Raw genomic sequence first — 20,923 nt, 5'->3', positions numbered from 1 at the left:
GTCACGAGTGTTCTCGGCTAATTTATAAAAGAATGCAGCCGGGCTCCTGGGCTCCTGCCCATGTGTGCTACGGAGCGGGCAATCGTTCTGTACTCGTTCGCATTCCGGAAAAGCGAAGAACCCGACGTTTCGAATATCGCGGTGCAGATGGAACCTGCAATCCGTATCTTCTCGCTGCTTGCTTGGTCGCCGCCGGTCTTCACGGCATTCAAAATCAGATGGACCCGGGTGAGCCGGCAGATATTGATGTCAGCAGGCTCAGTGACATGCAATTGAAGGAAAAAGGCATTACCTGGACCCCACGGAGCCTAAAGCAAGCGCTCGATTATCTAGCGGAGGATACCATTTTAGCGGAGACGATTGGCCGTTCAATCTGGGAGGAGTTCATTAAAATTAAAAGAACGGAGTGGGACAAATATTCTCGATATGTGAGCGAATGGGAACGAAGCATATTCAGTTCGAGATTTTAAGCTAGAGGACGGGTTTCCGTCCTTCTTTCATGAAAGGAGAGAAGCGAATGAGAATCCATTATATTAAATAAGTCACCCTGAATCTAAGTACATTCCCTAAATATAGTACATAGGATAATTTTATAAATCTGTGAAGGGAATGAGAAAAATGTACAATGTTCCTTATATGTATCCATATCCTTATTACGTTAACGTATCAATGTATAACTATGGAAGACCTGTTTACTGGACCACTCTTAATGAGATAGGGCATGCTAAACGATTGGGTTTTGTACAATCGTCAAAGGCAATAGATAAAACGAAATTAAAAGATTATGGACCAGAACCGTTTGTAGTGAATATCAATGAGGCTACGAAGCGAAACAATACGTTTCGTACCGCTTTATGGACAGGAAATCATTTGCAAGTTACATTGGTGAGTCTCAATGTTGGCGAAGATATCGGTTTGGAAATTCACCCTAACGTTGATCAATTCTTACGTATTGAACAAGGTCAAGGGATTGTTCAAATGGGCAAGAGTAAAGATAATTTAAACTTTGAAAGAAAAGTCTATGATGACTCTGCCATTATGATACCTGCTGGAACATGGCACAATGTAACCAATACAGGTAATATCCCGCTAAAACTTTACTCGATCTATGCACCTCCACAACATCCACATGGTACTGTACATGTAACAAAAACCGATGCTATGGCAGCTGAATAAAACTACTGTGAAGAAGAACGTGGTTGCAAAAATATATTATTAGAATTGTTCTTGCAAAATTAGAGATTATATGTTTGTTATTCGAGCGTTTTGCATACACGAAATGAAAAAGAGCCACCGACAGGATTTTCCTCTAACGGAACACCACGCTGCTTCATGGGTTTTGACATGGCATATTGAGGAGCAGACAAACGGTACGTAAAGTTTCGCTGTCCTCATGCCGTTGGGAATGTTGACTGTCCACATGGTTCTGCGTGGTGCTCTTCTTACTTATTACGGAATGGTTGTTAAGGTGAATCCAAATGACGACCTGCTTTGTTTTTGTGTTCCTCATCGGGCTGCCCGTATGCTGTAAAGTCTTATCTTTTCGTTACAAATCTTTTGTAGTTTTTTATACGAGGGATAACTTTACTATCTCCCAACAATAGTTCCTTTTCACTAATAATCCATGTATGGCCTTTAGAGTTCTTTCTTCGGACGACAACAAAATTATGTCTTCTCCCAGAGAAAATCCTGAAGCCTTTTGCCTTAGCGTCCCTACAAAATTTATCGTCTTCGCCAATATTTCGATTTTGAAAGCGCACTCTCTTAAAAACATTTCTTTTAATAACCAGGGTAGCACCAGGAAGGATAGACACAAATTTATTTTCATCTCTGGGAAAACGGAGGATAAGAACTTTCGCTCCACTAAGCCAGGCATAATGCGCACGTTTCCCAACGATATCCGCGTTTGTTTTCTTGAATACATTCATAGCATCAGTTAAATAGGAGGGAGCGTAGTAATCATCATCGTCAAATTTCGCAATATAACTATACCTGGCTTTCTTCACTCCAAAATTCAAACATCTCCCTAAAGAAGTTTTTTCCGGTAGTTGATAAACCGATACATTTTTATATTTTTTCGCCATGCTCCTGTATTTTTCAATTTTTATGCGATCTTTGTTCAAAATGATGATGAGCTGCTTCTTCTTCCAGTTTTGTCTGTTATAATTCCTAAACAGGTTGTCTATAAATTCGGCGCGCTTCGTACAGGTAATGACAGAAACACCTTTTATATTGGTTTTTACTTTTACGTTTATACCGACCAATGGTTTCCTCCTTTCGTGGATCAGCATAAGACATGTATCCTTGTACTATATTGAATATGAGTGATATGAAAGAATGGAAACGGCATATTTACCGGATATGGCGCGGAAATTGCTATACATTTAACAGGTATTTAACCGGACGTGCAGAAAAATTCTTATTAGGGGTAGCGTCAGGAAAATGCGGATTTACAACGTTAAGAGCATCGAAATATAAAAGAGCCTACTTTCTCGGTTACAACATTGAGAAAGTAGGCTTTTGGTTACTTATAAAATGTTCTCAATGAAGGGGAGACAAAACCCTATATTTTGTTTGTCAGCACTTTTTACGACTGCTTTTGCAACTCTATCTTTTTATTCATGAGCATTCATCACCTTCATAAATAAGGAAGAATCCACATTACCACCTGTAATGATACAAAGCACGTTTTTATTAGCGATATCTGGAACTTGATTCTGTAATAACGCTGCAATCGTTACAGCACTAGAGCCTTCAATTATATAACGATGATTTATCGCCATCCACTTCATCGCATATGCAATGCTTTCTTCGCTAACTAATATACTTCCATCTACTCTTGAAAAAGCAAGCTGTAAAGGGGCTTCATGGATGCCGCCATAAATCCCATCAGCGATTGAAGCTTGATAAGTCACATCGACCATTCTTCCGGCCATGAATGATTCATGCCATGCCGGGGAGGCCTCGCTTTGTACTCCAATTACTTGCACGTCAGGATTCATCGCTTTTGCAGCAGTAGCAATTCCATTTAAAAGCCCACCACCACCGACTGGTACTAAAATGACATCAAAATCTGGTTTTTCAAGCATAGCCTCTAAACCAATCGTACCTTGACCAGCCATTGTAATTACGTCATTAAATGCATGAATAAACGTTCTGCCCGTTTCCTTCGCTAATTGCTCCGCATGTTTTTCTGCCTCATCATAGGTAGCACCATACTGTACTATTTCTCCACCAAATCTTTGAATGCCACTTATTTTTGCTTGTGCTGTATTTTCTGGAACGACTACAAGTGCAGAAGTATCAAATAAAGAAGCTGCATAGGAAACTGCCTGTGCATGGTTACCAGAAGAGGCTGTGATGACTCCTTTACTTTTCTCCTGATTTGTTAATGTTGAAATTTTACTAAGTGCACCTCTTGCTTTAAAAGAACCCGTCTTCTGGAGATTTTCTAATTTAAAATAAACATTTGAAGATAGTCGTTCATACAAACTATCCGAAAAAACTAAAGGCGTTTCGATAATATGATTTTTAATACGATTTTTAGCCTGAATAATGTCAGAAATAAATAATTCCATTCATTAAAACCTCGTTTCTTTTTCTGAATATGTACCGATTATAAAACGATGCTGTAACCTGTTGTCTTTCTCTTTTGTTAATAATAACAAAGCCATATAACTAGCTACAATGCTAGCCATATGGCTCATTATTTTTTATTACATACTTTTTGGAATACGTTTTTCTTCACCGTAAATACTACACGTAGGTTCATCTCTGTCTTTATCCGGTCTTCCACCTGCATTTTACGATTTAGGTTTGTGTTTATACGTCAAACAATTACGTAAGTTGGAAATCCGCATAAAGGCGGAGGTAGATACTGCCTTATTTGAATGGGCAGTTAGATTGCTGACCGGCCAGGTTGCTTAACTGTTGAGTAGGAATGTTAAACTGCTGCGCTGGTGCGTTTTGTGTATTGTCAGTATGATTGCCCATAAATTTTTGGAATAAGTTTCCAAGTTGTCCGCGATCAGCGAAATTTGGTTGTTGCGTTACGGCGTCAGAAGTTAGGTTTTGGAATCCGGTAGTGAATGGGCAATTTGCTGCGCTTGCACTTCCTGCACCAAATGTAAATAGGGATGTACCGAGAATAGTAACGGTTGCCAGTAGCTTTTTCAATTTCTTTCACTCCTTAGCTAAAATTTGTTGTTGCTAACTCTTTTTCTATCCTAACATACAAGTATCCGGATTTTTGCTGGTAAATATTTTTTCCGGCCTGGTAAATATTTTTTGTTGATTATGCAAATCTTTGCGAGCAATTCTTTTGACGTAATTTTTGCAGTCTTAAAACAGCTATTGATGAAACGAACAAAACAACTGCTGCTTTTGTTGCGGAGTTAGCGCATTTTCCGCAAAAGGGAATAGGACATTTTCTTCTTTCGTAAAATGCAGCAGCAGAATCTGGCAGGCGTCCATCAAATGGGTGGCTGCCTCTTTCGCGTCCGCTGACGGCGAGGAAGAAAGTTCTTCAAATACGGCGAGTTGACGCTTTGCTTCTTCGTGCTCGTATTCCATTACCTGTACCGGACCGAAATCGTCCCCCATTTCTTTCTTTAGCAGGGTAAACAGACCATTTTCCTCTTTTTCGGAATGAAGTTCAAGCTGCAGCTTGAATTTTTGTTCCTTCATAAAAAGGGTCAGGAGCGCCTGCAATATTTCTGGGTCTTGAGCAGGTGCATCGCTGTTGAGAAGCTGTCCGGCTTCTTTGATGAGTTCGCGCATTTGCTGGCGGAGCGGTTCATGCTCGTCGAGTAATTGTTGAATGGCCGGGGAGTAGGAAGCGGGCCGGCTGGACATATTGTGGCATGGAGAAGTGTGGGCTTCAGAGAACATGGATATTTCCTCCTTACATAGATAGCTGTTTGGTTTGTATCTTTATCATACAAACTTTTCCGGAGGGGGGCTGTGACTATAATCACATAACAACTAAGAAAAAGTAATAGATACATATACGTTTTCCTGGGTTGATTTGCTGAATTCTTCCTTCTTTCCTTATAATAAACAGTGATTGCAATCGACAGAGAGAATGGAGGAAAAGAAATAGATTGTCCGTTCTGTGCAATGCCTGCGGAACAAATGGTGTTAGAAAATGAGCATGCGAAAGCATTCTTTGATAAATATCCGGTCCAGAAAGGACATTTGCTGATTGTCCCTAAGCGACATATCGCGAATTACTTTGAGGCGACAGAAAAAGAAATCCTGGCGATTCATCGATTGTTACAAGAAGGGAAGGGAAGGCTGGATCAAGAGTTTGCGCCGGACGGCTACAACATTGGCGTAAATGTAGGCCTGTACGGCGGCCAGACCGTTATGCATCTGCATGTTCACCTGATTCCGCGCTACAAAGGCGACGTTGCCGACCCGCGCGGCGGCATCCGTAAAGCGATTCCAAACCTTGTGCCGTATCCGCCGGAGGAAAAGGAGACGAATCATGCCGACCTATAATAAACTGGTACGTGATTTGATTCCCGACATCATTACAAGAACAGGAAAAACGTGTATCACTCACAAGGTTGAAGGGAGAGCGTATGAAACGGCATTGAGGAAGAAGCTCCTAGAGGAAATTAAGGAATACATACAGGCACAAACGAACGAACAGGCCAAAGAGGAGCTGGCTGCTGTTCATGATTCATCCACGGAAGAAATCGAGGCGATACGCGCACAGAAAGCGGAAGAACGGGGTAGATTTACGCGCGGGATCGTATTGTTTGAGGTGAAAGAATGAACAAAATCCGACTGGTAACCTCACGGGCCATTGATCAGATTATCCAGGAGATGGAGCGAGCGTCCACCATTTATATTTTGACGTCTTTTGCGATGAAATCCGGAATAGAATTGCTGGTACCTTATTTGCGGCAGGCAAAGGAGCGGGGAGCAGAAATAAAGCTGCTGACCGGTGACTATCTGTTTATTACGCAGCCGGAAGCATTGAAGATGATTTCTGAGATGGAAGATGTGCTGGAAGCCCGATTGTGGCGAAGCGGCGGTGTTTCGTTTCATCCGAAAGCGTATTTGTTTGAGCGTAGCGGAAGCGGAGGGGCTATGATGGTGGGCTCTTCGAATTTGTCGCGTTCGGCGCTGACTATGGTGTGGAATGGAGCCTGCTTGTCGATTCACCGTCTGCACTTCCGGTATACGAAGAGGCGTCTGAAGCGTATATGGCGCTGTTTTACCATGAAAATACTGTTCCGATTAATCAGGAGACGGCAGCGGAATACGAACGATCGTATAAGGAGTACCATTGGAAGCATCCGAATTTGGTAGATACATGGACACAAAAAGAAGAGTTGGATTTGATGTTTGCTCCGAAAAATCATGGTGAAGCGGAACAGGTGGGCGAACCGGGGGCGTCCTATGAAACGGGTAAGGTGCTGCAGCCGCGCGAAGTGCAGGTAAGAGCGCTGGAAGAACAGCAGAATACGAGGGAAGAAGAGTACAGTAAAGCGATGGTCGTGATGGCGACCGGACTTGGGAAAACGTATCTCGCCGGTTTTTTTGCGCGTGGATTTAAGCGGGCCTTGTTTATCGCCCATCGTGAAGAGATTCTGAACCAGGCCATGCGATCCTGGCAGCGGGTTATGCCGGAGAAAACGCACGGGATTTATAATAGCAAAAGCAAAGAGGGGGAGGCAGACTGCGTGTTCGCTTCCATTTATACGCTGGCTCACCAGCGTCATCTTACCCAATTTGCTCCCGGAGATTTCGATCTAATCGTAGTGGATGAGTTTCATCATGCGGCGGCCGACCTATCTGGAGGCACATTTGTACAGTGGTGGCGACGGGACTGTCTATCGACAGGAGTTTGGCTCCTACCTTGGATTTCTTTACCGGGTGAATGAGTTTACGGAAGAAGAAGCAGAGATTTTTTGGAAATATAAAGAATGGTTCGGTGAAGTCGAAAAGACAGCAATGAATAAGAGTTATAAAATGGTACTTTTACTTGCAATGCTTGAGAGAGGACCGCTGTCTTGGGAGCAGCCGGTGCAGGCGAGGGAGATTGTGAGGTTCTTCTATGATTATCTGACGGCGGAGTCTTATCGACTTCGGGCGGAAGCAAGAGATAGGCAAACGAAGCAGTTGCTTTCCCAATACGATGAAGAGAGGACAGCTCGTTTGATTCGGGAAATGCCGATGGATAAATGGAGTGGGAGTTCGAAAGGGTTAGTGGCGGTGGAAAGGGAACATTTTTCTATCAAGCTGGAGTTGCTTCCTCACGAAAGGGAGAAAGTTTTTGAATGGACCAGGCAAATCTGCGAATTTCGCCTCCATCATTATTTTGAAAGAAGATAATAGCGTGATGTATGAAACTCCCCCCTGGAAACAGTCTGTTATTCCGGGGGAGTTATCATGTACGGCAGGTGCATTCACACAACTCCTCTCTTACGCGACCTGCTCGTTGTCTATTACCTGATTCGTTAGTTTTTGATTCTTTCTCTCCAAGAGCAAGGATACAAGTGTTCCCCCAATCAATCCCCAAAAAGGAGCCCCAATTTGAAAAATAGAAATCCCTGAGATTGTAATCATAAAGGAGAACAATGCGCCCATTTTATAATGTGAGGAGAAGCTCATATGTAATGAATCGATCAAAACGCCGATCATCGCTAGCCCGCCAAGTAATTTAATTAATGAAGACGGAACAAGATGGGGAATCGAGGCGGCGAAAGGGGCAAATAACGCCAGTAAACAGGATAACAGTCCCAGCACAATCGCCGCTGCATAACGCCGGTCCTTCTCCTGGGAATGATCCGTAGAAAGGATCGCCGTCATCGGACCGGCAATACAAGCCGAATGTGCCCCCAGAAAACCGTTCACAATCGAACCTAGCCCGCTCCACGAAGTCATAGAATTGACAGGGGGCTTGTAGCCTGCGCTTTGTAAAACAGCGATCCCCTGCGCATTTTGAATAGCGATAATGGTAAGAACAAGCGGAAGAACAAGCTCTCCTATGGTAGCCATGTCAAACGCCGGCATATACCACTGGGGCTTAGCAACAGAAAAAATGGCTTTGCCTGAATGAACACCGGGTACAATATACAGCATAATCACTGCAGAAAGGATCGCCCCAAGAATCGGTGGAAATTTTTTGGCGAGCCCTCGAAAACAGGAAAACACAAAAAAAACGAATAACGGAACCCCATTAAGTATGGGATTTTCTAGAACAGAATGAAAAATATCGGTTCCAAACGGAAGAAGGACGCCGGATACCATCCCCATCATGACCGGCATAGGCAGAATTTTCATCAGTTTATGTATAGCTCCTGATAACCCAAGAAGAAGCGTGACGATTCCTACGACCACATAAGCACCGATCACCTGCTCATACGTATGGTGGGATAACGATGCTCCAACCAAAATCGCTCCAGGAATCGAAAAGGCATAGCCGATAGGCTGCCGGTAATAAAAGGACAAAATCACCGTTAACAAACCACCTACCCCATAAATGGCAAAAATCCAGGAGGTAATTGTATCCGCACTCAGGTTTCCCTTAGAAGCCGCTTGTAAAACAATTAACAAAGGACCGGTTGCACCAAAAATCCAGGAAACCAGCCCATTCGATATGTTTCCAACGGACAAATGCCGGGGAAATTCAAATACATTTTGTTTCCACAATTTATATCCACCCTTTCTCTTATTACACTAGTAAGTTTATAGCAACTCAGACTATAATCAAAATATATATTTCGCATAGCATTTATGCGTTCTATTTATGAATGAGAGGGTATAAACAAATGGATATACGACAATTACAGTACTTTATTGAAGTTGCCAAACATAAAAGCTTTACACGGGCTGGCGAGAATCTTCATGTTACACAGCCCAATATCAGCCGAATGGTTAAAAGCCTGGAGGAAGAGCTGGGGATTGCCCTTATCGACCGCTCGACTAAGCAACTTCATCTGACCGACGCAGGAAAAATCGTATACGAAGAAGCCAAAAAGGTCGTGCAAATTCTGGATCATTTATCCATTAAGCTCTCTGACCTAATGAACATTCAACAGGGAAAGATTAAAATCGGCCTTCCTCCGATTATTGGTGCCAAATTCTTTCCGAAGATTTTAGCCGAATTTCACGCTTCCTATCCTAAAATCACCTGTGAACTCATTGAATATGGCAGCAAAAAAGTTGAACAGGAAATCAGTGCCGGAAACCTGGATTTAGGGGCTGTAGTACTTCCAGTGGAAGAAACACGTTACCATTCTGTTCCCTTTGTCCACGAGGAAATTTGTCTACTTGTTCATCGCGACCATCCCTTAGCGGGTAAAACTGAGGTTTTCCTGCGGGATTTGCAGCATGAATCCTTCATCCTGTTTCGTGAAGATTTTACCATGCACGATCGAATTATTAATGAATGTATTCGCGAGGGCTTTCATCCAAAGATCATATACGAAAGTTCTCAATGGGATTTTATTCGGGAAATGGTGGCAACCAATCTTGGTGTATCTTTGCTGCCTAAAACCATCTGCGAGGAAGTCGATCCTGCGCAGATTCATGTCATTCCTGTCCAGCCCTCGATCCCCTGGAACGTTTCCATCATATGGCGAAAAGAACGGTACCTTTCCTTTGCAGCCCGGGAATGGATTCGGTTTACCTGTAAGTATTTACATCAGCCGTTCCCTCTTGAATAACCAACAGCAAAGACACAAAAGGTTTTTATCTTTCCCCTTCATTGTTGTTATAGAACAAAGCAATGCGATTTTGAAGTCAATCATCGTTGTGAAACAGTGACCTGTGTGTTTGTAGCATGGTTTATTTCTAGGAAGATACGGGCTATAAGGAGTGTTTTTAGCGAATTTACAAGATTGGGCAAAAAAAGTGTTGCGTAAAGAGAAAGTCTGTATTATATTAATAAACATAATAAACAATTGTTATATTACAGTTTCTTAGAAATTTATGATTTGTCCGGCAATGAATTTTCAAAAAACTCTTGTTGTTGTTGAATATCTGTATTATAATCAGGTCATAAATTGAAAACTGTTATATAACTATTTTGGAAAACATCGGACGAATAGGAGGTTTTACAGTCATGGGTACGAAAACATACCCGGCAGGCATTGAGGTTCGCGGTCCTGTATCGGAAGCGTACGACGAGATTCTAACGCCGGAGGCTCTGGAATTTGTAGCGAAGCTGCACAGACAATTCAACCAGCAACGAATCTCTCTGCTGCAGAGACGGGAAGAAAGACAAAAAGAAATCGATGCAGGCAAAATGCCGGATTTCTTGCCAGAGACCAAACATATCCGTGAAGGACAATGGACGATTGCACCTCTACCGGTCGACCTGCAAGACCGGAGAGTCGAGATTACGGGACCTGCCGGCGATCGCAAAATGGTTATCAATGCCTTCAACTCCGGAGCTAAGATGTTCATGGCGGACTTCGAGGATGCCAATTCACCCACCTGGAGCAACACGATTGAAGGCCAGATTAACCTAAGGGATGCCATCAATAGAACGATAGAATTTGTAAGCCCTGCAGGGAAGCATTACACATTAAAGGAAAACCCTGCGACATTGATTGTCCGCCCGCGGGGCTGGCACCTGGAGGAAAAACACGTACTGATTGACGGAGAGCCTGTTTCCGGTAGTTTGTTCGACTTTGGTCTGTACTTCTACCATAATGTGCAGACGCTGCTGGAAAACGGCACAGGCCCCTACTTTTATCTGCCGAAGATGGAGAGCCATTTGGAGGCAAGGCTCTGGAATGACGTGTTTGTTATGGCGCAGAACGAATTGGGAATCGCGCAGGGCACAATCAAAGCCACTGTTCTTATCGAGACAATTTTGGCAACATTCGAAATGGATGAAATATTGTACGAACTGCGTGAGCATTCAGCCGGTTTGAATTGCGGTCGCTGGGATTATATATTCAGCTACATAAAAAAATTCCGGAATCAACCGCATATTATTCTCCCGGACCGTGCAGCCGTGACGATGACAGTGCCGTTCATGGACGCGTATACGCAGTTAACCATTAAAACGTGTCACCGGCGCAATGCCCCGGCCATCGGTGGAATGGCAGCCCAAATTCCGATCAAAGGAGATCCGGAAGCAAATGAAGCGGCCTTCAACAAAGTTCGCGCAGACAAGGAAAGGGAGGCGAAAAACGGTCACGATGGAACATGGGTGGCGCATCCGGGATTGGTTCCGGTAGCGATGGAGGTTTTTAACGAGATCATGCCGACCCCGAACCAAATTGATAAAAAACGTGAAGATGTCCAGGTAACCGCTGCCGATCTTCTCGCGGTACCTGAAGGAGAGATTACGGAGGAGGGGCTTCGCACCAACATCAGTGTAGGAGTTCAATACATTGAAGCATGGCTTGGCGGAGCCGGTGCCGTTCCGATTTTCAATCTGATGGAAGATGCGGCGACAGCGGAAATCTCCCGTGCGCAAGTATGGCAGTGGATTCGTCATCCGAAGGGAATCCTTAACGATGGACGCAAGGTAACAGCCGAGTTATTCGAGGAGCTGCTTGCAGACGAATTGCTGAAGATCAAAAAAGCGGTTGGCGGAGACAATTATCATTCGGGTAATTACCAGTTGGCGAGTGAGTTGTTTTCCAAGCTTATCCTCGATGATGAGTTCGAAAACTTCTTAACGCTTCCTGGTTATAAATATCTTACTTAAAAATTTGAAAGGGTGGATAGAGATGGTAGAACATTACGCACAACAATTAGAAGAGAGCTGGAAAGACAGCCGTTGGAGAGGGATTGAAAGACCATATTCAGCCGAGGATGTCATCCGGCTCCGTGGCTCCGTTCAAATTGAATATACACTGGCTCGTATGGGAGCTGAACGTCTCTGGAACCTGGTCAACACAGAGGACTATGTGAATGCGCTGGGTGCTTTAACCGGAAATCAAGCCGTACAACAGGTAAAGGCGGGCTTAAAAGCCATTTACTTAAGCGGCTGGCAGGTTGCAGCTGACGCAAACCTTTCCGGAAATATGTATCCTGACCAAAGTCTGTATCCGGCAAACAGTGTGCCGCATGTGGTAAAGCGCATCAATCAGGCGCTGCAGCGGGCGGATCAAATCCATCATTCTGAAGGCAAAAATGACATCAATTGGTTTGCTCCTATCGTTGCCGATATGGAAGCAGGATTTGGCGGCTCATTAAACGTATTCGAACTGACGAAAGCCATGATTGAAGCGGGTGCGGCAGGCGTTCACTTAGAAGACCAATTATCCTCTGAAAAGAAATGCGGCCATCTGGGCGGAAAAGTTCTGCTTCCGACGCAAACCGCGGTACGCAACCTGATTGCTGCACGTTTGGCTGCCGATGTCATGGGCGTTCCTACGGTATTGATCGCAAGAACGGACGCCAACGCAGCAAACCTGATTACAAGCGACGCTGATCCGTATGATGCACCGTTCATTACCGGTGAGCGTACGCCGGAAGGCTTCTATCGTACCAAAGCGGGTCTTGATCAGGCGATTGCAAGAGGTCTTGCATATGCGCCGTATGCTGACATGATTTGGTGCGAAACGTCCGAGCCGAATGTCGAAGAAGCAAGACGTTTCGCCGAAGCTATTCACGAACAGTTCCCTGGCAAATTGCTCGCATACAACTGCTCGCCTTCCTTCAACTGGAAGAAAAAATTGGATGATGAAACGATTGCGAACTTCCAAATTGAACTGGGTAAAATGGGGTACAAATTCCAATTCGTTACGCTGGCAGGATTCCATGCCCTCAACTACAGCATGTTTGAGTTAGCACGTGGCTATAAAGAAAGAGGAATGGCAGCATACTCCGAACTGCAGCAAGCAGAATTTGCAGCTGAACAATACGGCTATACTGCCACAAGACATCAGCGCGAAGTAGGTACCGGCTACTTTGATGAAGTTTCCCAGGTAATTAGCGGCGGGACATCTTCAACGGTTGCACTGGCAGGTTCAACCGAAGCCGAACAATTCACGAAAGCGTAATGTACTTTTCCTATACTTCAGCACTGAGAAAAATAAAAGGTTAAACTTAAATATATCATAAAAATGAAAAATAGCAAACAGGAGGGACTTAAAATGGGATTGGAACTCGATGGAAGTATTCCTAAAAAAACGTGCAGTGAATGCGGGTGCGAAATTCAAGAGCGGTTTGAATCTTACATCCATGTTTGTGAACGGTGCATCAATAAGAAAGAAGAATAAATGGAATAAATAGAACCAGTTCGTCGTTTTAAGAAGCCCTCTTTATTCCCTGTTTTAGAAAAATAGTAAAGGTTGCGATTTCAGGATAGGGCACTCCCTATCCTGAAATTTTGTATACAAGTAGAAAACATTCACTAAGGGTAGTAGCAGGCATGCCCGCAGTGTCAGGTAAAGAGAAAGCCTGAAATAAACAGGGGTGGAAAATATGAAAAAAAAAGTTGCCATTGTCTTTCGCTTGTATGCGCAAGTATTGCTTTTATATATCCTTAGTGAAATAGGGAATTTCATTGTTGAGATTTCCCGGCTTCCTTTACCCGGAAATCTCGTAGGAATGTTGCTCCTTTTTCTCTTGTTAATTACGAAAATGATTCCCCTGCACTGGGTGAGTGAAGGCTCGTCTCTTTTACTCAAACATTTATCTTTGTTTTTCATTCCCGTGGCAGTAGGATTAATGAGCTATAAAGATCTGTTTTTACATCAGGGATGGATTTTTTTCCTTTGTATTTTATTAAGCCTGTGGATTGGAATGTATGCGACAGGAAAAGTATCCCAAACGATTGCTCTTAAGCAAGAAGATAACGTAAAAGAAAACTTGAAGAGTGGAGAACAAAGATATGGATAAATTCGTTACTTTATATACGCTGGCAGTTACCATTGGCATTTATCTGTGGAGTGTACACTTAAGTAAAAAATATTCCAGTCCTTTGACGAATCCGGTTTTTCTAAGTACTCTTCTCATCATTTTCATTCTTGTACTCAGCCATATTCCTTATGCTGAGTATCAGGGCACGAAAGAAGTGCTCACTTTTTTTCTGGGGCCGGCTACGGTTGGCATTGCTGTGCCATTGTATCAACAACGAAAGGTTTTATATCAAAATCTTATTCCTTCCTTTGCCGGTATATTGGTAGGCTCTGTTGTTTGTATGCTAACAACCATTCTGACGTTAAAAGGATTACATCTATCCTCCGAAGTTGTTCGTTCGATGAGCGTGAAGACCATTACTACTCCCATCGCCATGGAAGTTGCCGGGATTATCCACGGTGATAAGGTGCTGGCTGCCATTTTTGTAGTCTTGACAGGAATGTTAGGGGCGATGACAGGCCCTTCGATAATGAACAGAATGAAAATCTATCATCCATTGTCTAGAGGTCTTGCGCTTGGGACGCAGGCACATGGCATAGGAACGGCGCGAGCGGCATCGGAAGGCGAGCTTCAGGTGGCAATCGCCGGGGTAGCCATGGGGGTTAACGGGATTTTTGTTTCGATACTTGTCCCCTCTATTGTCGTATGGATGATAAATTAACATTTTCCAAAAAGAATGCCGTCTTCTTCCTATTTCGAAATTTTTATATATAATAGAAGAATAAATTTTGCATTGATTACAGATAAGGAGTGGAAGCGATGGCAGTTAACGCAAACACCGTTATCGGATTCATCGGCACGGGTGTCATGGGTAAAAGCATGGCCGGTCACCTGATGAAAGCAGGCTACCGGGTACATATCTATAATCGAACGAAAGAAAAAGCGCAAGAGCTGATTGACGCGGGCGCCGTATGGAATGACACCGTAGCCGCACTGGCAGCGGAAGCGGATGTCATTATTACAATGGTCGGTTATCCGAAAGATGTCGAAGAGACGTATTTGGGCGAAGGCGGCATTCTGCTGCACGCCAAAGAAGATGCCTATGTTATCGATATGACGACCTCAAGCCCGATACTGGCCAAGAGAATTTATGAGGAAGCCAAAAAAAGAAACATTCATGCGCTGGACGCACCGGTATCCGGCGGTGACATCGGTGCACGTGAAGCGCGGCTCGCCATCATGGTCGGCGGCGATAAAGAGGCGTTTGATGCGATGCAGCCGATTTTTGAGAAGATGGGGACCAATATTATCCATCAGGGACCGGCCGGCTCCGGTCAGCATACGAAGATGTGCAACCAGATCGCCATTGCATCCGGTATGATCGGCGTCTGTGAGGCGATGGTATATGCGAAGCGGGCAGGCCTGGATCCGGAGAATGTGCTAAGAAGCATCTCGACCGGAGCGGCAGGCAGCTTTTCGCTTAGCAATCTGGCGCCGCGGATGCTGAAAGGCGATTTCGCACCTGGCTTTTATATTAAGCATTTTATTAAGGACATGAACATTGCGTTGGAAGCGGCGGAAGAGATGGGGATGATGACACCGGGATTGAAGTTGGCCAAGTCACTGTATGAGGAATTGGCGGCAAAAGGAGAAGAGAACAGCGGAACACAGGCGCTGTACAAGCTGATTGACGGGCAAATCTAATCCGATGGGCAGCTGGGCATTCCGGATTGAAAACGGAATGCCTTTTCTGTGTTTTTCTGTCTTTTCCTTCGTGTCACAAAAGTCAGCTGTCCTTTCTATTATTTTTATGTCGGAGCTGCGGCTGAAGGCCATGGTGATTTTGTGGAAGAGAGAGTGATTGCATCCTGATTCACGAATAGGTACTATATTTAATATAGTATAATGTAGGGGAACGCTCTTTATGCTGATGCGCAACTGCCGCACAGCCGATTGCCAGTCGAATGTCACAATTCATAAGGAAAGGTGCATCGTATGTTACAGGATGATTTCTATAAAGAGATACAACACGAACTCGAATTGTCTTACAAGGATAAGCTTGAAAACAATACATACCGTAAGCAAATTGATATTCCTTTATTTAAGTGTTTCGTTCAGCAAGTCAAAGAGGTGATACTGCCGGAATATTATCCGGCCCTGGACAGCAAAAGCATATCGATGGAGGAAAAGATTCGCCGCCTCCATGGTACGCTTGTCCAGCTTCTCGAGTATGAACACGAGAACGCGGCAAAGCACCAGGAGGACGCTATTCTGCTGATGAAAAAATTGCCCGGGTTACGAAAATATGCGCTGCTGGATATTAAAGCGGCGTATGAGAAAGACCCGGCTGCGACGAGTTATTATATGGTGGCCGCTTCGTACCCGGGCATCTATGCCATTATTAATCATAGAATCTCGCATGAGCTTTATTTGATGGGGTATCCTATCGTTGCGCGAATGGTATCCGAATTAACGCATGGGAAAACAGGCATTGATATTCATCCGGGAGCTAAAATCGGAGAGAGTTTCTTTATCGATCATGGAACAGGGGTCGTTGTTGGTGAAACTACGGAGATCGGCAACGGCGTTACCCTTTACCAGGGGGTAACGTTAGGTGCTTTTTCGTTCCGTAAAGATGAAGCAGGAAACATAGTCAAAGGAAACAAGCGGCATCCTACTATTCAGGATAATGTTACCATCTATTCCGGCGCCACCATTTTAGGTGGGGATACCGTTGTTGGCGCTCATTCGATTGTTGGCGGGAATGTATGGCTGACAAAGAGTATTCCGGCATACAGCAAAGTGACGGCGCAACCTACGATCAGCATCGTTACATGAGTGAGGCGCTTGCTATCGGTCAGCGCATGCCCTGTTTTCATTTTCGAGATAATTGTGGTAGACTTCACCTAAAGGATTCTTCTATTTTTTGGTGTTGTTGTAAACATTCTTATAAAGAAGAAGAAGGAGATGATACACATGTACGATATTATCATTGTAGGAGCAGGACCGGCTGGGGCCAGTGCCGCTTTGTTTACTGCAAAAGCAGGAAAGAAGACGCTGGTCATTGATTCGGATAAAAGTATAACAAAACGGGCATGGATTGAAAATCATTATGGGGTAATGGAAATCACGGGACCGGATCTGGTGGAAATAGGGAAAAAACAGGCAGCTAAATTTGGAGCAGAAATCATCGAAGATAAGGTAGTAAATATCGCTAAAACAGATGCGGGTTTTCGGGTTGAAGCAGAAAAGAGCTCTTTTGAAGCGCAGCAGGTAATTCTTGCAACAGGGGTCCTCGTTGATCTTGCAGAAAAAGCGGGGCTAAAAACCAAACCCGGAACGGAGCCTCGAATTAAAACCGTATTTGATGTAGATGCAGAAGGGAAAACGAATATAGACGGCATTTGGGCAGCGGGTACAGCGGCCGGAGTTAGTGTCCATTCTATTATCACAGCAGGAGATGGGGCGAAAGTAGCCATTAATGTAATTAGTCAGCTAAATGGAGAACGGTACGTTGATCATGATGTGCTAAAATCATAAACGTATAGTAAAATCGCTAAAAAGGCAGCTATGGTTAGCTGTCTTTTTCTGTGAAAATCATGAGGAAAGAAGGAGAAAAAGAGGAAAGGAGATCCAGAGAAGAAAAAGGCGTTCGCCTTTTTCCGCATTTGTACTTTTCTAAATTAAGATCTGATAATTATCTCATTTTATTGAATTTATAAAATTTTATTTCTTCAGAGGAAGGAACTGAAGAGCAGGGGAGCGTATACATATAGAATAGACAAAAATCAGAGGAGGAGATACGAATGGGACAGGGCGCAACAGAAAAAGCAACGACAGGCTCAGTTGAAGCGTTTTGCGGCACCTGGGCATTGCTTCCGGAGAAATCCTGGTACCAATTCGGCGCACCTGCACAGCAGGCCAAGTACCGGATTAAGCAGGAAGGGAAGCAATTGGAGATTGGCGTTGAATGGACGGAGATGGACGGCCAGGCGTTTAGGGCGACGAACTATTTTATTCCTGACGGCCAGCAGTATCCATACGATAACCCGGACATTGCCGATACCGTTTCCGCTTCGTTTACGGGCGAGAGGACGCTGGAGACGACATCGTTTAAAAACGGTGAGGTGTTGCTTTTCGCGCGTCGCGAGCTTTCAGAAGACGGCCGACACATGACGATTACGCAGAGCGGCCGGACACCGAAGGGCACCACGTTCTCGAATATCTCCGTCTATAAAAAGCACCAGGAATAGAAGAGGCTTCCCGGGCGGCAGACAAGCAAGAAAAAACCCGCGCATGGCCACGCGGGTTTTTGTCTGTCGATTTAATGCTTATATTCTTCGTCTGCAGGGGTGTCAAACCGGCACTCGCGGAGCGGGATGAACGTCGTCTTTTTCACCGCTTTGTAGCCGAACCACAGCAGGAGGAACAGCGGCAGGCCGATGTAGGAGACGAGCACGCCGTTCCAGTCGATGGCGTCTCCTGTGAAGGCGGAATAGTTTTGTCCAAGGATGACGATCATGCAGAGCACGAACGCGAAGATTGGACCGAATGGGAACCATTTCGCCCGGTATGGCAGGTCGCTCAAATCGCGCCCCTGGATGGTGTAGGCCCGACGGAAACGATAATGGCTGACTGCGATGCCGAGCCAGGCGATAAAGCCCGACATGCCCGATGCGTTCAGCAGCCAGGTATAGACTGCACCGTCACCGAAGAACGAGGCCAGGAAGGCGAGCATGCCGACAGCGGAAGTCGCCAGCAGCGCATTGACCGGAATACCACGGTCGTCCAGTTTGGCGAACAGCTTCGGTGCTTTGCCTTCTTTGGCGAGCACCCACAGAATCCGGGTAGAGGCGTACATACCTGAGTTGCCCGCGGACAGAACCGAAGTCAGGATGACGGCGTTCATAACGGACGCCGAGAATGCAAGCCCCGCTTTTTCAAATACAATAGTGAACGGACTCTTGGCAATGCCCTCGATGTCTCCGCTGATCAAGCTCGGATGGGTGTACGGGAGCAATAGGCCGATAACGAAAATCGCCAGGACATAGAACAGCAGAATGCGCCAGAATACCTGACGGATGGCTTTCGGTATGCTCTCTTTCGGATTATCGCTTTCCCCGGCCGCAACGCCGAGAAGCTCCGTTCCCTGGAATGAGAAGCCGGCTGCCATGAAGATGCCGAGCAGGGCCATGAAGCCGCCGTGAAACGGTGCATCATCTACGGTAAAGTTCTTGAATCCGACCGCCTCGCCGCCCATGATGCCGAAAATCATGGCCAAACCGATAACAATAAAGAGAATGACCGTAACTACTTTAATGAGAGCGAACCAGTATTCCGATTCGCCGTAGCCTTTAACCGACAGATAATTCAGACCGAACATCAAAAGGAGGAATAGGGCGCTCCAGAGAAACGACGAGCTCTCCGGAAACCAGAACTTCATCAGCAGCGTACCGGCCGAAAGTTCCGCCGCAATGGTAATCGCCCAGTTGTACCAGTAGTTCCAGCCGAGTGCAAACCCGAGCGCAGGATCGACGAAGCGGGAAGCGTAGGTACTGAAGGAGCCGGACACCGGCATGAAGGTGGCCAGTTCCCCGAGACTTGTCATAAGAAAATAAACCATAATACCAATGGCGATATATGCGACCAGCGCACCGCCCGGACCGGCCGTATTGATGGCGCCGCCGCTAGCGAGGAACAGCCCGGTTCCAATGGACCCGCCCAGCGAAATCATGGTGAGATGGCGCGCTTTCAGCCCGCGCCGCAGTTGTCCGTCTGGTGTCTGAGACGCCGTCTGCGCGTGCTCGGTAGTTGACTGTGATGGCATGTGCTGCACGTAAAAACACTCCTTTAATAAGATGCAAAAATGGGAAGGAAAGGAGTGGGAATATAAACAACACCGCCGAAGGAACCAACGGCGGTGTTCTTGATAACCCGCATCATACCTTCCATGAAGATAGCACACCATATCTGCGCGGATGCAGATATGACAGTTCCGTTCCTATTCGGAGACGGCCCCAGCCCGCGCGCCCAGAGATGCACACAGACTTCGGCGGTAGCTCCTTTCCAGTGAATTCCCGGGCGTTCTCTGCGCCTCCTTCACCATACTCCTAGCAACCGCGACCTCTACCCCATCGCTGATGATGAGGATATAATCGTTATTCATTTGAAAACAACGAGTCAATTATATAAAAGATTTATCGGCTGATCAACAACTTTTTGTTTTTTTAACAATTGTTTTTTCTTTATGCCGCATCTTTTTTAGCTGTCGAATGGCGGACGCCTTTTATTATGTCGACCATGCATCCGGCCAGAACACCGATGAAAGCCGGGGCAATCCAGCCGAATCCTGCTGCGTATAATGGCAGGTGCGCAAAGGCTGAAGAAAATTTACCAGTAAATAATATATTGTTGATCGTGTCCAGAATGCTGAACAAACCGACGAGTGTGACCGCCAGCGGATAGACTGACGGGTAGGCAGCAACATACCGATGCGAAAGTGCCAGTATGATGAGCGTAATGGCAATGGGATACAAAAGGCCAAGAATTGGCACCGATACGTTCAGGATCTGTGTCAGTCCCAGGTTGGCGATGGCCATGCTCCAGACGGTAAGAACGGTTGCCCACGCTTTATAGGAAAGCTTCGGTAGGGAAGCGGAAAAGAACTGGCTGCATGATGTAACGAGTCCGACGGATACGCACAGGCAGGCGATTGTAAACGTAAATCCGAGCAGAATCGTTCCTCCTGCACCGAACAGGTGATGCATCATAAGCGTTAAAACTTGCGCCCCGTTCTCGGCCTGCGCCGCATTCGGCGTCACGGCTCCGAGATAGCCGAGGATCAGGTAGATGACCGCAAGCAGCAGACCCGCACCGAGACCGGCGTAGATCATATAGCGCGACAGGCTTTTTTCTTCATTTAGGCCTTTGGCTTTCAGCGTATTCGCGATGACGATGCCAAAGGCAAGTGCCGCGAGCGCATCCATTGTCAAGTAGCCATCCAGGAAGCCTTGAAAGGCCGGATTCGGTCCGTAGTTGCCTTCCGGGCTTTTGAGTGCATCCATCGGGGTGAAGAAGCTCTTTATGAAAATCACAGCAATCATCGCCAGTAAAAGCGGTGTGAGCAGCTTGCTGAACC

23 protein-coding genes, 1 pseudogene and 1 riboswitch are annotated in these 20,923 nt (G+C 45.5%); of the genes and pseudogenes, 17 read left to right on the top strand and 7 right to left on the bottom strand.

Annotation, left to right across the window (positions count from 1 at the left end):
• Window positions 1-470 (top strand): annotated as a pseudogene (locus tag B2899_RS03205) (glutamine synthetase); the annotation flags it as partial.
• Window positions 471-618: 148 nt separating this feature from the next.
• Complete coding sequence (locus B2899_RS03200) at window positions 619-1,176, top strand: cupin domain-containing protein (protein ID WP_146811061.1); 558 nt, start codon at window positions 619-621, stop codon at window positions 1,174-1,176.
• A 359-nt stretch (window positions 1,177-1,535) separates the two neighbouring features.
• On the opposite strand, the gene B2899_RS03190 is transcribed toward B2899_RS03200, so the two are convergent.
• The 4 genes from B2899_RS03190 to B2899_RS03175 all read right to left on the bottom strand — a co-directional run bounded on the left by B2899_RS03190 (window position 1,536) and on the right by B2899_RS03175 (window position 4,890).
• Window positions 1,536-2,291 carry a glycosyltransferase gene (locus B2899_RS03190; RefSeq protein ID WP_286884017.1) on the bottom strand — a complete coding sequence of 252 codons (756 nt, stop codon included), beginning with the start codon at window positions 2,289-2,291 and terminating at the stop codon, window positions 1,536-1,538.
• Window positions 2,292-2,615: 324 nt separating this feature from the next.
• The gene (locus B2899_RS03185) at window positions 2,616-3,578 is read right to left on the bottom strand and encodes a threonine ammonia-lyase (protein ID WP_146811059.1); all 963 of its coding nucleotides are present in this window, start codon (window positions 3,576-3,578) and stop codon (window positions 2,616-2,618) included.
• Between the two features lie 304 nt (window positions 3,579-3,882).
• The gene (locus B2899_RS03180; RefSeq protein ID WP_146811058.1) at window positions 3,883-4,176 is read right to left on the bottom strand and encodes a hypothetical protein; all 294 of its coding nucleotides are present in this window, start codon (window positions 4,174-4,176) and stop codon (window positions 3,883-3,885) included.
• Window positions 4,177-4,350: 174 nt separating this feature from the next.
• On the bottom strand, window positions 4,351-4,890 hold the full coding sequence (locus tag B2899_RS03175) for a hemerythrin domain-containing protein (RefSeq protein WP_286884014.1): 540 nt from the start codon (window positions 4,888-4,890) through the stop codon (window positions 4,351-4,353).
• 228 nt (window positions 4,891-5,118) lie between these two features.
• On the opposite strand from B2899_RS03175, the gene B2899_RS03170 reads away from it, so the two are divergent.
• Genes B2899_RS03170 through B2899_RS03150 form a run of 5 tightly spaced genes read left to right on the top strand, consistent with a single transcriptional unit; the run spans window position 5,119 to window position 7,347 of the window.
• Complete coding sequence (locus tag B2899_RS03170) at window positions 5,119-5,502, top strand: HIT family protein (protein ID WP_286884012.1); 384 nt, start codon at window positions 5,119-5,121, stop codon at window positions 5,500-5,502.
• Window positions 5,489-5,782: a nucleoside triphosphate pyrophosphohydrolase gene (locus B2899_RS03165; protein WP_286884010.1), complete on the top strand. Its 294-nt coding sequence runs from the start codon at window positions 5,489-5,491 to the stop codon at window positions 5,780-5,782. Before B2899_RS03170 ends, B2899_RS03165 begins: the two co-directional genes overlap by 14 nt.
• Window positions 5,779-6,321: a phospholipase D-like domain-containing protein gene (locus B2899_RS03160; protein ID WP_286884008.1), complete on the top strand. Its 543-nt coding sequence runs from the start codon at window positions 5,779-5,781 to the stop codon at window positions 6,319-6,321. The genes B2899_RS03165 and B2899_RS03160 overlap by 4 nt, the downstream gene beginning before the upstream one ends.
• On the top strand, window positions 6,216-6,896 hold the full coding sequence (locus B2899_RS03155; RefSeq protein ID WP_286884006.1) for a DEAD/DEAH box helicase family protein: 681 nt from the start codon (window positions 6,216-6,218) through the stop codon (window positions 6,894-6,896). Before B2899_RS03160 ends, B2899_RS03155 begins: the two co-directional genes overlap by 106 nt.
• On the top strand, window positions 6,889-7,347 hold the full coding sequence (locus B2899_RS03150) for a hypothetical protein (protein ID WP_286884005.1): 459 nt from the start codon (window positions 6,889-6,891) through the stop codon (window positions 7,345-7,347). Before B2899_RS03155 ends, B2899_RS03150 begins: the two co-directional genes overlap by 8 nt.
• Window positions 7,348-7,437: 90 nt before the next feature.
• On the opposite strand, the gene B2899_RS03145 is transcribed toward B2899_RS03150, so the two are convergent.
• Entirely contained in the window at window positions 7,438-8,667 is a 1,230-nt protein-coding gene (locus tag B2899_RS03145) for a benzoate/H(+) symporter BenE family transporter (RefSeq protein WP_146811055.1), read from the bottom strand.
• 119 nt (window positions 8,668-8,786) lie between these two features.
• On the opposite strand from B2899_RS03145, the gene cidR reads away from it, so the two are divergent.
• From cidR to B2899_RS03095, 10 genes are all read left to right on the top strand, one after another.
• On the top strand, window positions 8,787-9,683 hold the full coding sequence (gene cidR / locus B2899_RS03140) for a cidABC operon transcriptional activator CidR (RefSeq protein WP_146811054.1): 897 nt from the start codon (window positions 8,787-8,789) through the stop codon (window positions 9,681-9,683).
• Window positions 9,684-10,081: 398 nt separating this feature from the next.
• Window positions 10,082-11,683, top strand: coding sequence for a malate synthase A (gene aceB, locus B2899_RS03135; RefSeq protein ID WP_146811053.1), 1,602 nt, complete (start codon window positions 10,082-10,084; stop codon window positions 11,681-11,683).
• Window positions 11,684-11,705: 22 nt separating this feature from the next.
• Window positions 11,706-12,983, top strand: a complete 1,278-nt coding sequence (gene aceA, locus B2899_RS03130) for an isocitrate lyase (RefSeq protein WP_146811052.1) — start codon at window positions 11,706-11,708, stop codon at window positions 12,981-12,983.
• Window positions 12,984-13,046: 63 nt separating this feature from the next.
• Window positions 13,047-13,202, top strand: a complete 156-nt coding sequence (gene yhfH, locus B2899_RS03125) for a protein YhfH (protein ID WP_307724493.1) — start codon at window positions 13,047-13,049, stop codon at window positions 13,200-13,202.
• 205 nt (window positions 13,203-13,407) lie between these two features.
• Window positions 13,408-13,824 carry a CidA/LrgA family protein gene (locus tag B2899_RS03120; protein ID WP_146811050.1) on the top strand — a complete coding sequence of 139 codons (417 nt, stop codon included), beginning with the start codon at window positions 13,408-13,410 and terminating at the stop codon, window positions 13,822-13,824.
• Window positions 13,817-14,506 (top strand): LrgB family protein, encoded by a 690-nt coding sequence (locus tag B2899_RS03115; RefSeq protein ID WP_146811049.1) that lies wholly within the window; start codon window positions 13,817-13,819, stop codon window positions 14,504-14,506. Before B2899_RS03120 ends, B2899_RS03115 begins: the two co-directional genes overlap by 8 nt.
• 98 nt (window positions 14,507-14,604) lie before the next feature.
• The gene (locus tag B2899_RS03110) at window positions 14,605-15,489 is read left to right on the top strand and encodes an NAD(P)-dependent oxidoreductase (protein WP_146811048.1); all 885 of its coding nucleotides are present in this window, start codon (window positions 14,605-14,607) and stop codon (window positions 15,487-15,489) included.
• Window positions 15,490-15,780: 291 nt separating this feature from the next.
• Window positions 15,781-16,623 (top strand): serine O-acetyltransferase EpsC, encoded by an 843-nt coding sequence (gene epsC / locus B2899_RS03105; protein WP_146811047.1) that lies wholly within the window; start codon window positions 15,781-15,783, stop codon window positions 16,621-16,623.
• Between the two features lie 138 nt (window positions 16,624-16,761).
• On the top strand, window positions 16,762-17,325 hold the full coding sequence (locus B2899_RS03100) for an FAD-dependent oxidoreductase (RefSeq protein ID WP_146811046.1): 564 nt from the start codon (window positions 16,762-16,764) through the stop codon (window positions 17,323-17,325).
• 266 nt (window positions 17,326-17,591) lie between these two features.
• Complete coding sequence (locus B2899_RS03095; protein ID WP_286883999.1) at window positions 17,592-18,038, top strand: hypothetical protein; 447 nt, start codon at window positions 17,592-17,594, stop codon at window positions 18,036-18,038.
• Between the two features lie 71 nt (window positions 18,039-18,109).
• Here B2899_RS03095 and B2899_RS03090 read toward each other — a convergent pair whose 3' ends face one another.
• Window positions 18,110-19,612, bottom strand: coding sequence for an amino acid permease (locus B2899_RS03090; RefSeq protein ID WP_146811062.1), 1,503 nt, complete (start codon window positions 19,610-19,612; stop codon window positions 18,110-18,112).
• Window positions 19,613-19,734: 122 nt separating this feature from the next.
• A riboswitch (Lysine riboswitch) is annotated at window positions 19,735-19,922 on the bottom strand.
• A gap of 108 nt (window positions 19,923-20,030) precedes the next feature.
• Window positions 20,031-20,923 (bottom strand): branched-chain amino acid transport system II carrier protein (gene brnQ / locus B2899_RS03085; RefSeq protein ID WP_286883997.1); only part of this gene is annotated, 893 nt, incomplete at its 5' end.

This window comes from Aneurinibacillus sp. UBA3580 (assembly GCF_002375825.1).
In the GTDB taxonomy this organism is placed as follows: Bacteria; Bacillota; Bacilli; order Aneurinibacillales; family Aneurinibacillaceae; genus Aneurinibacillus; species Aneurinibacillus danicus.
The sequence above is the reverse complement of the archived record's forward strand: the minus strand, read 5'-3'. Positions and strand labels throughout refer to the sequence as shown.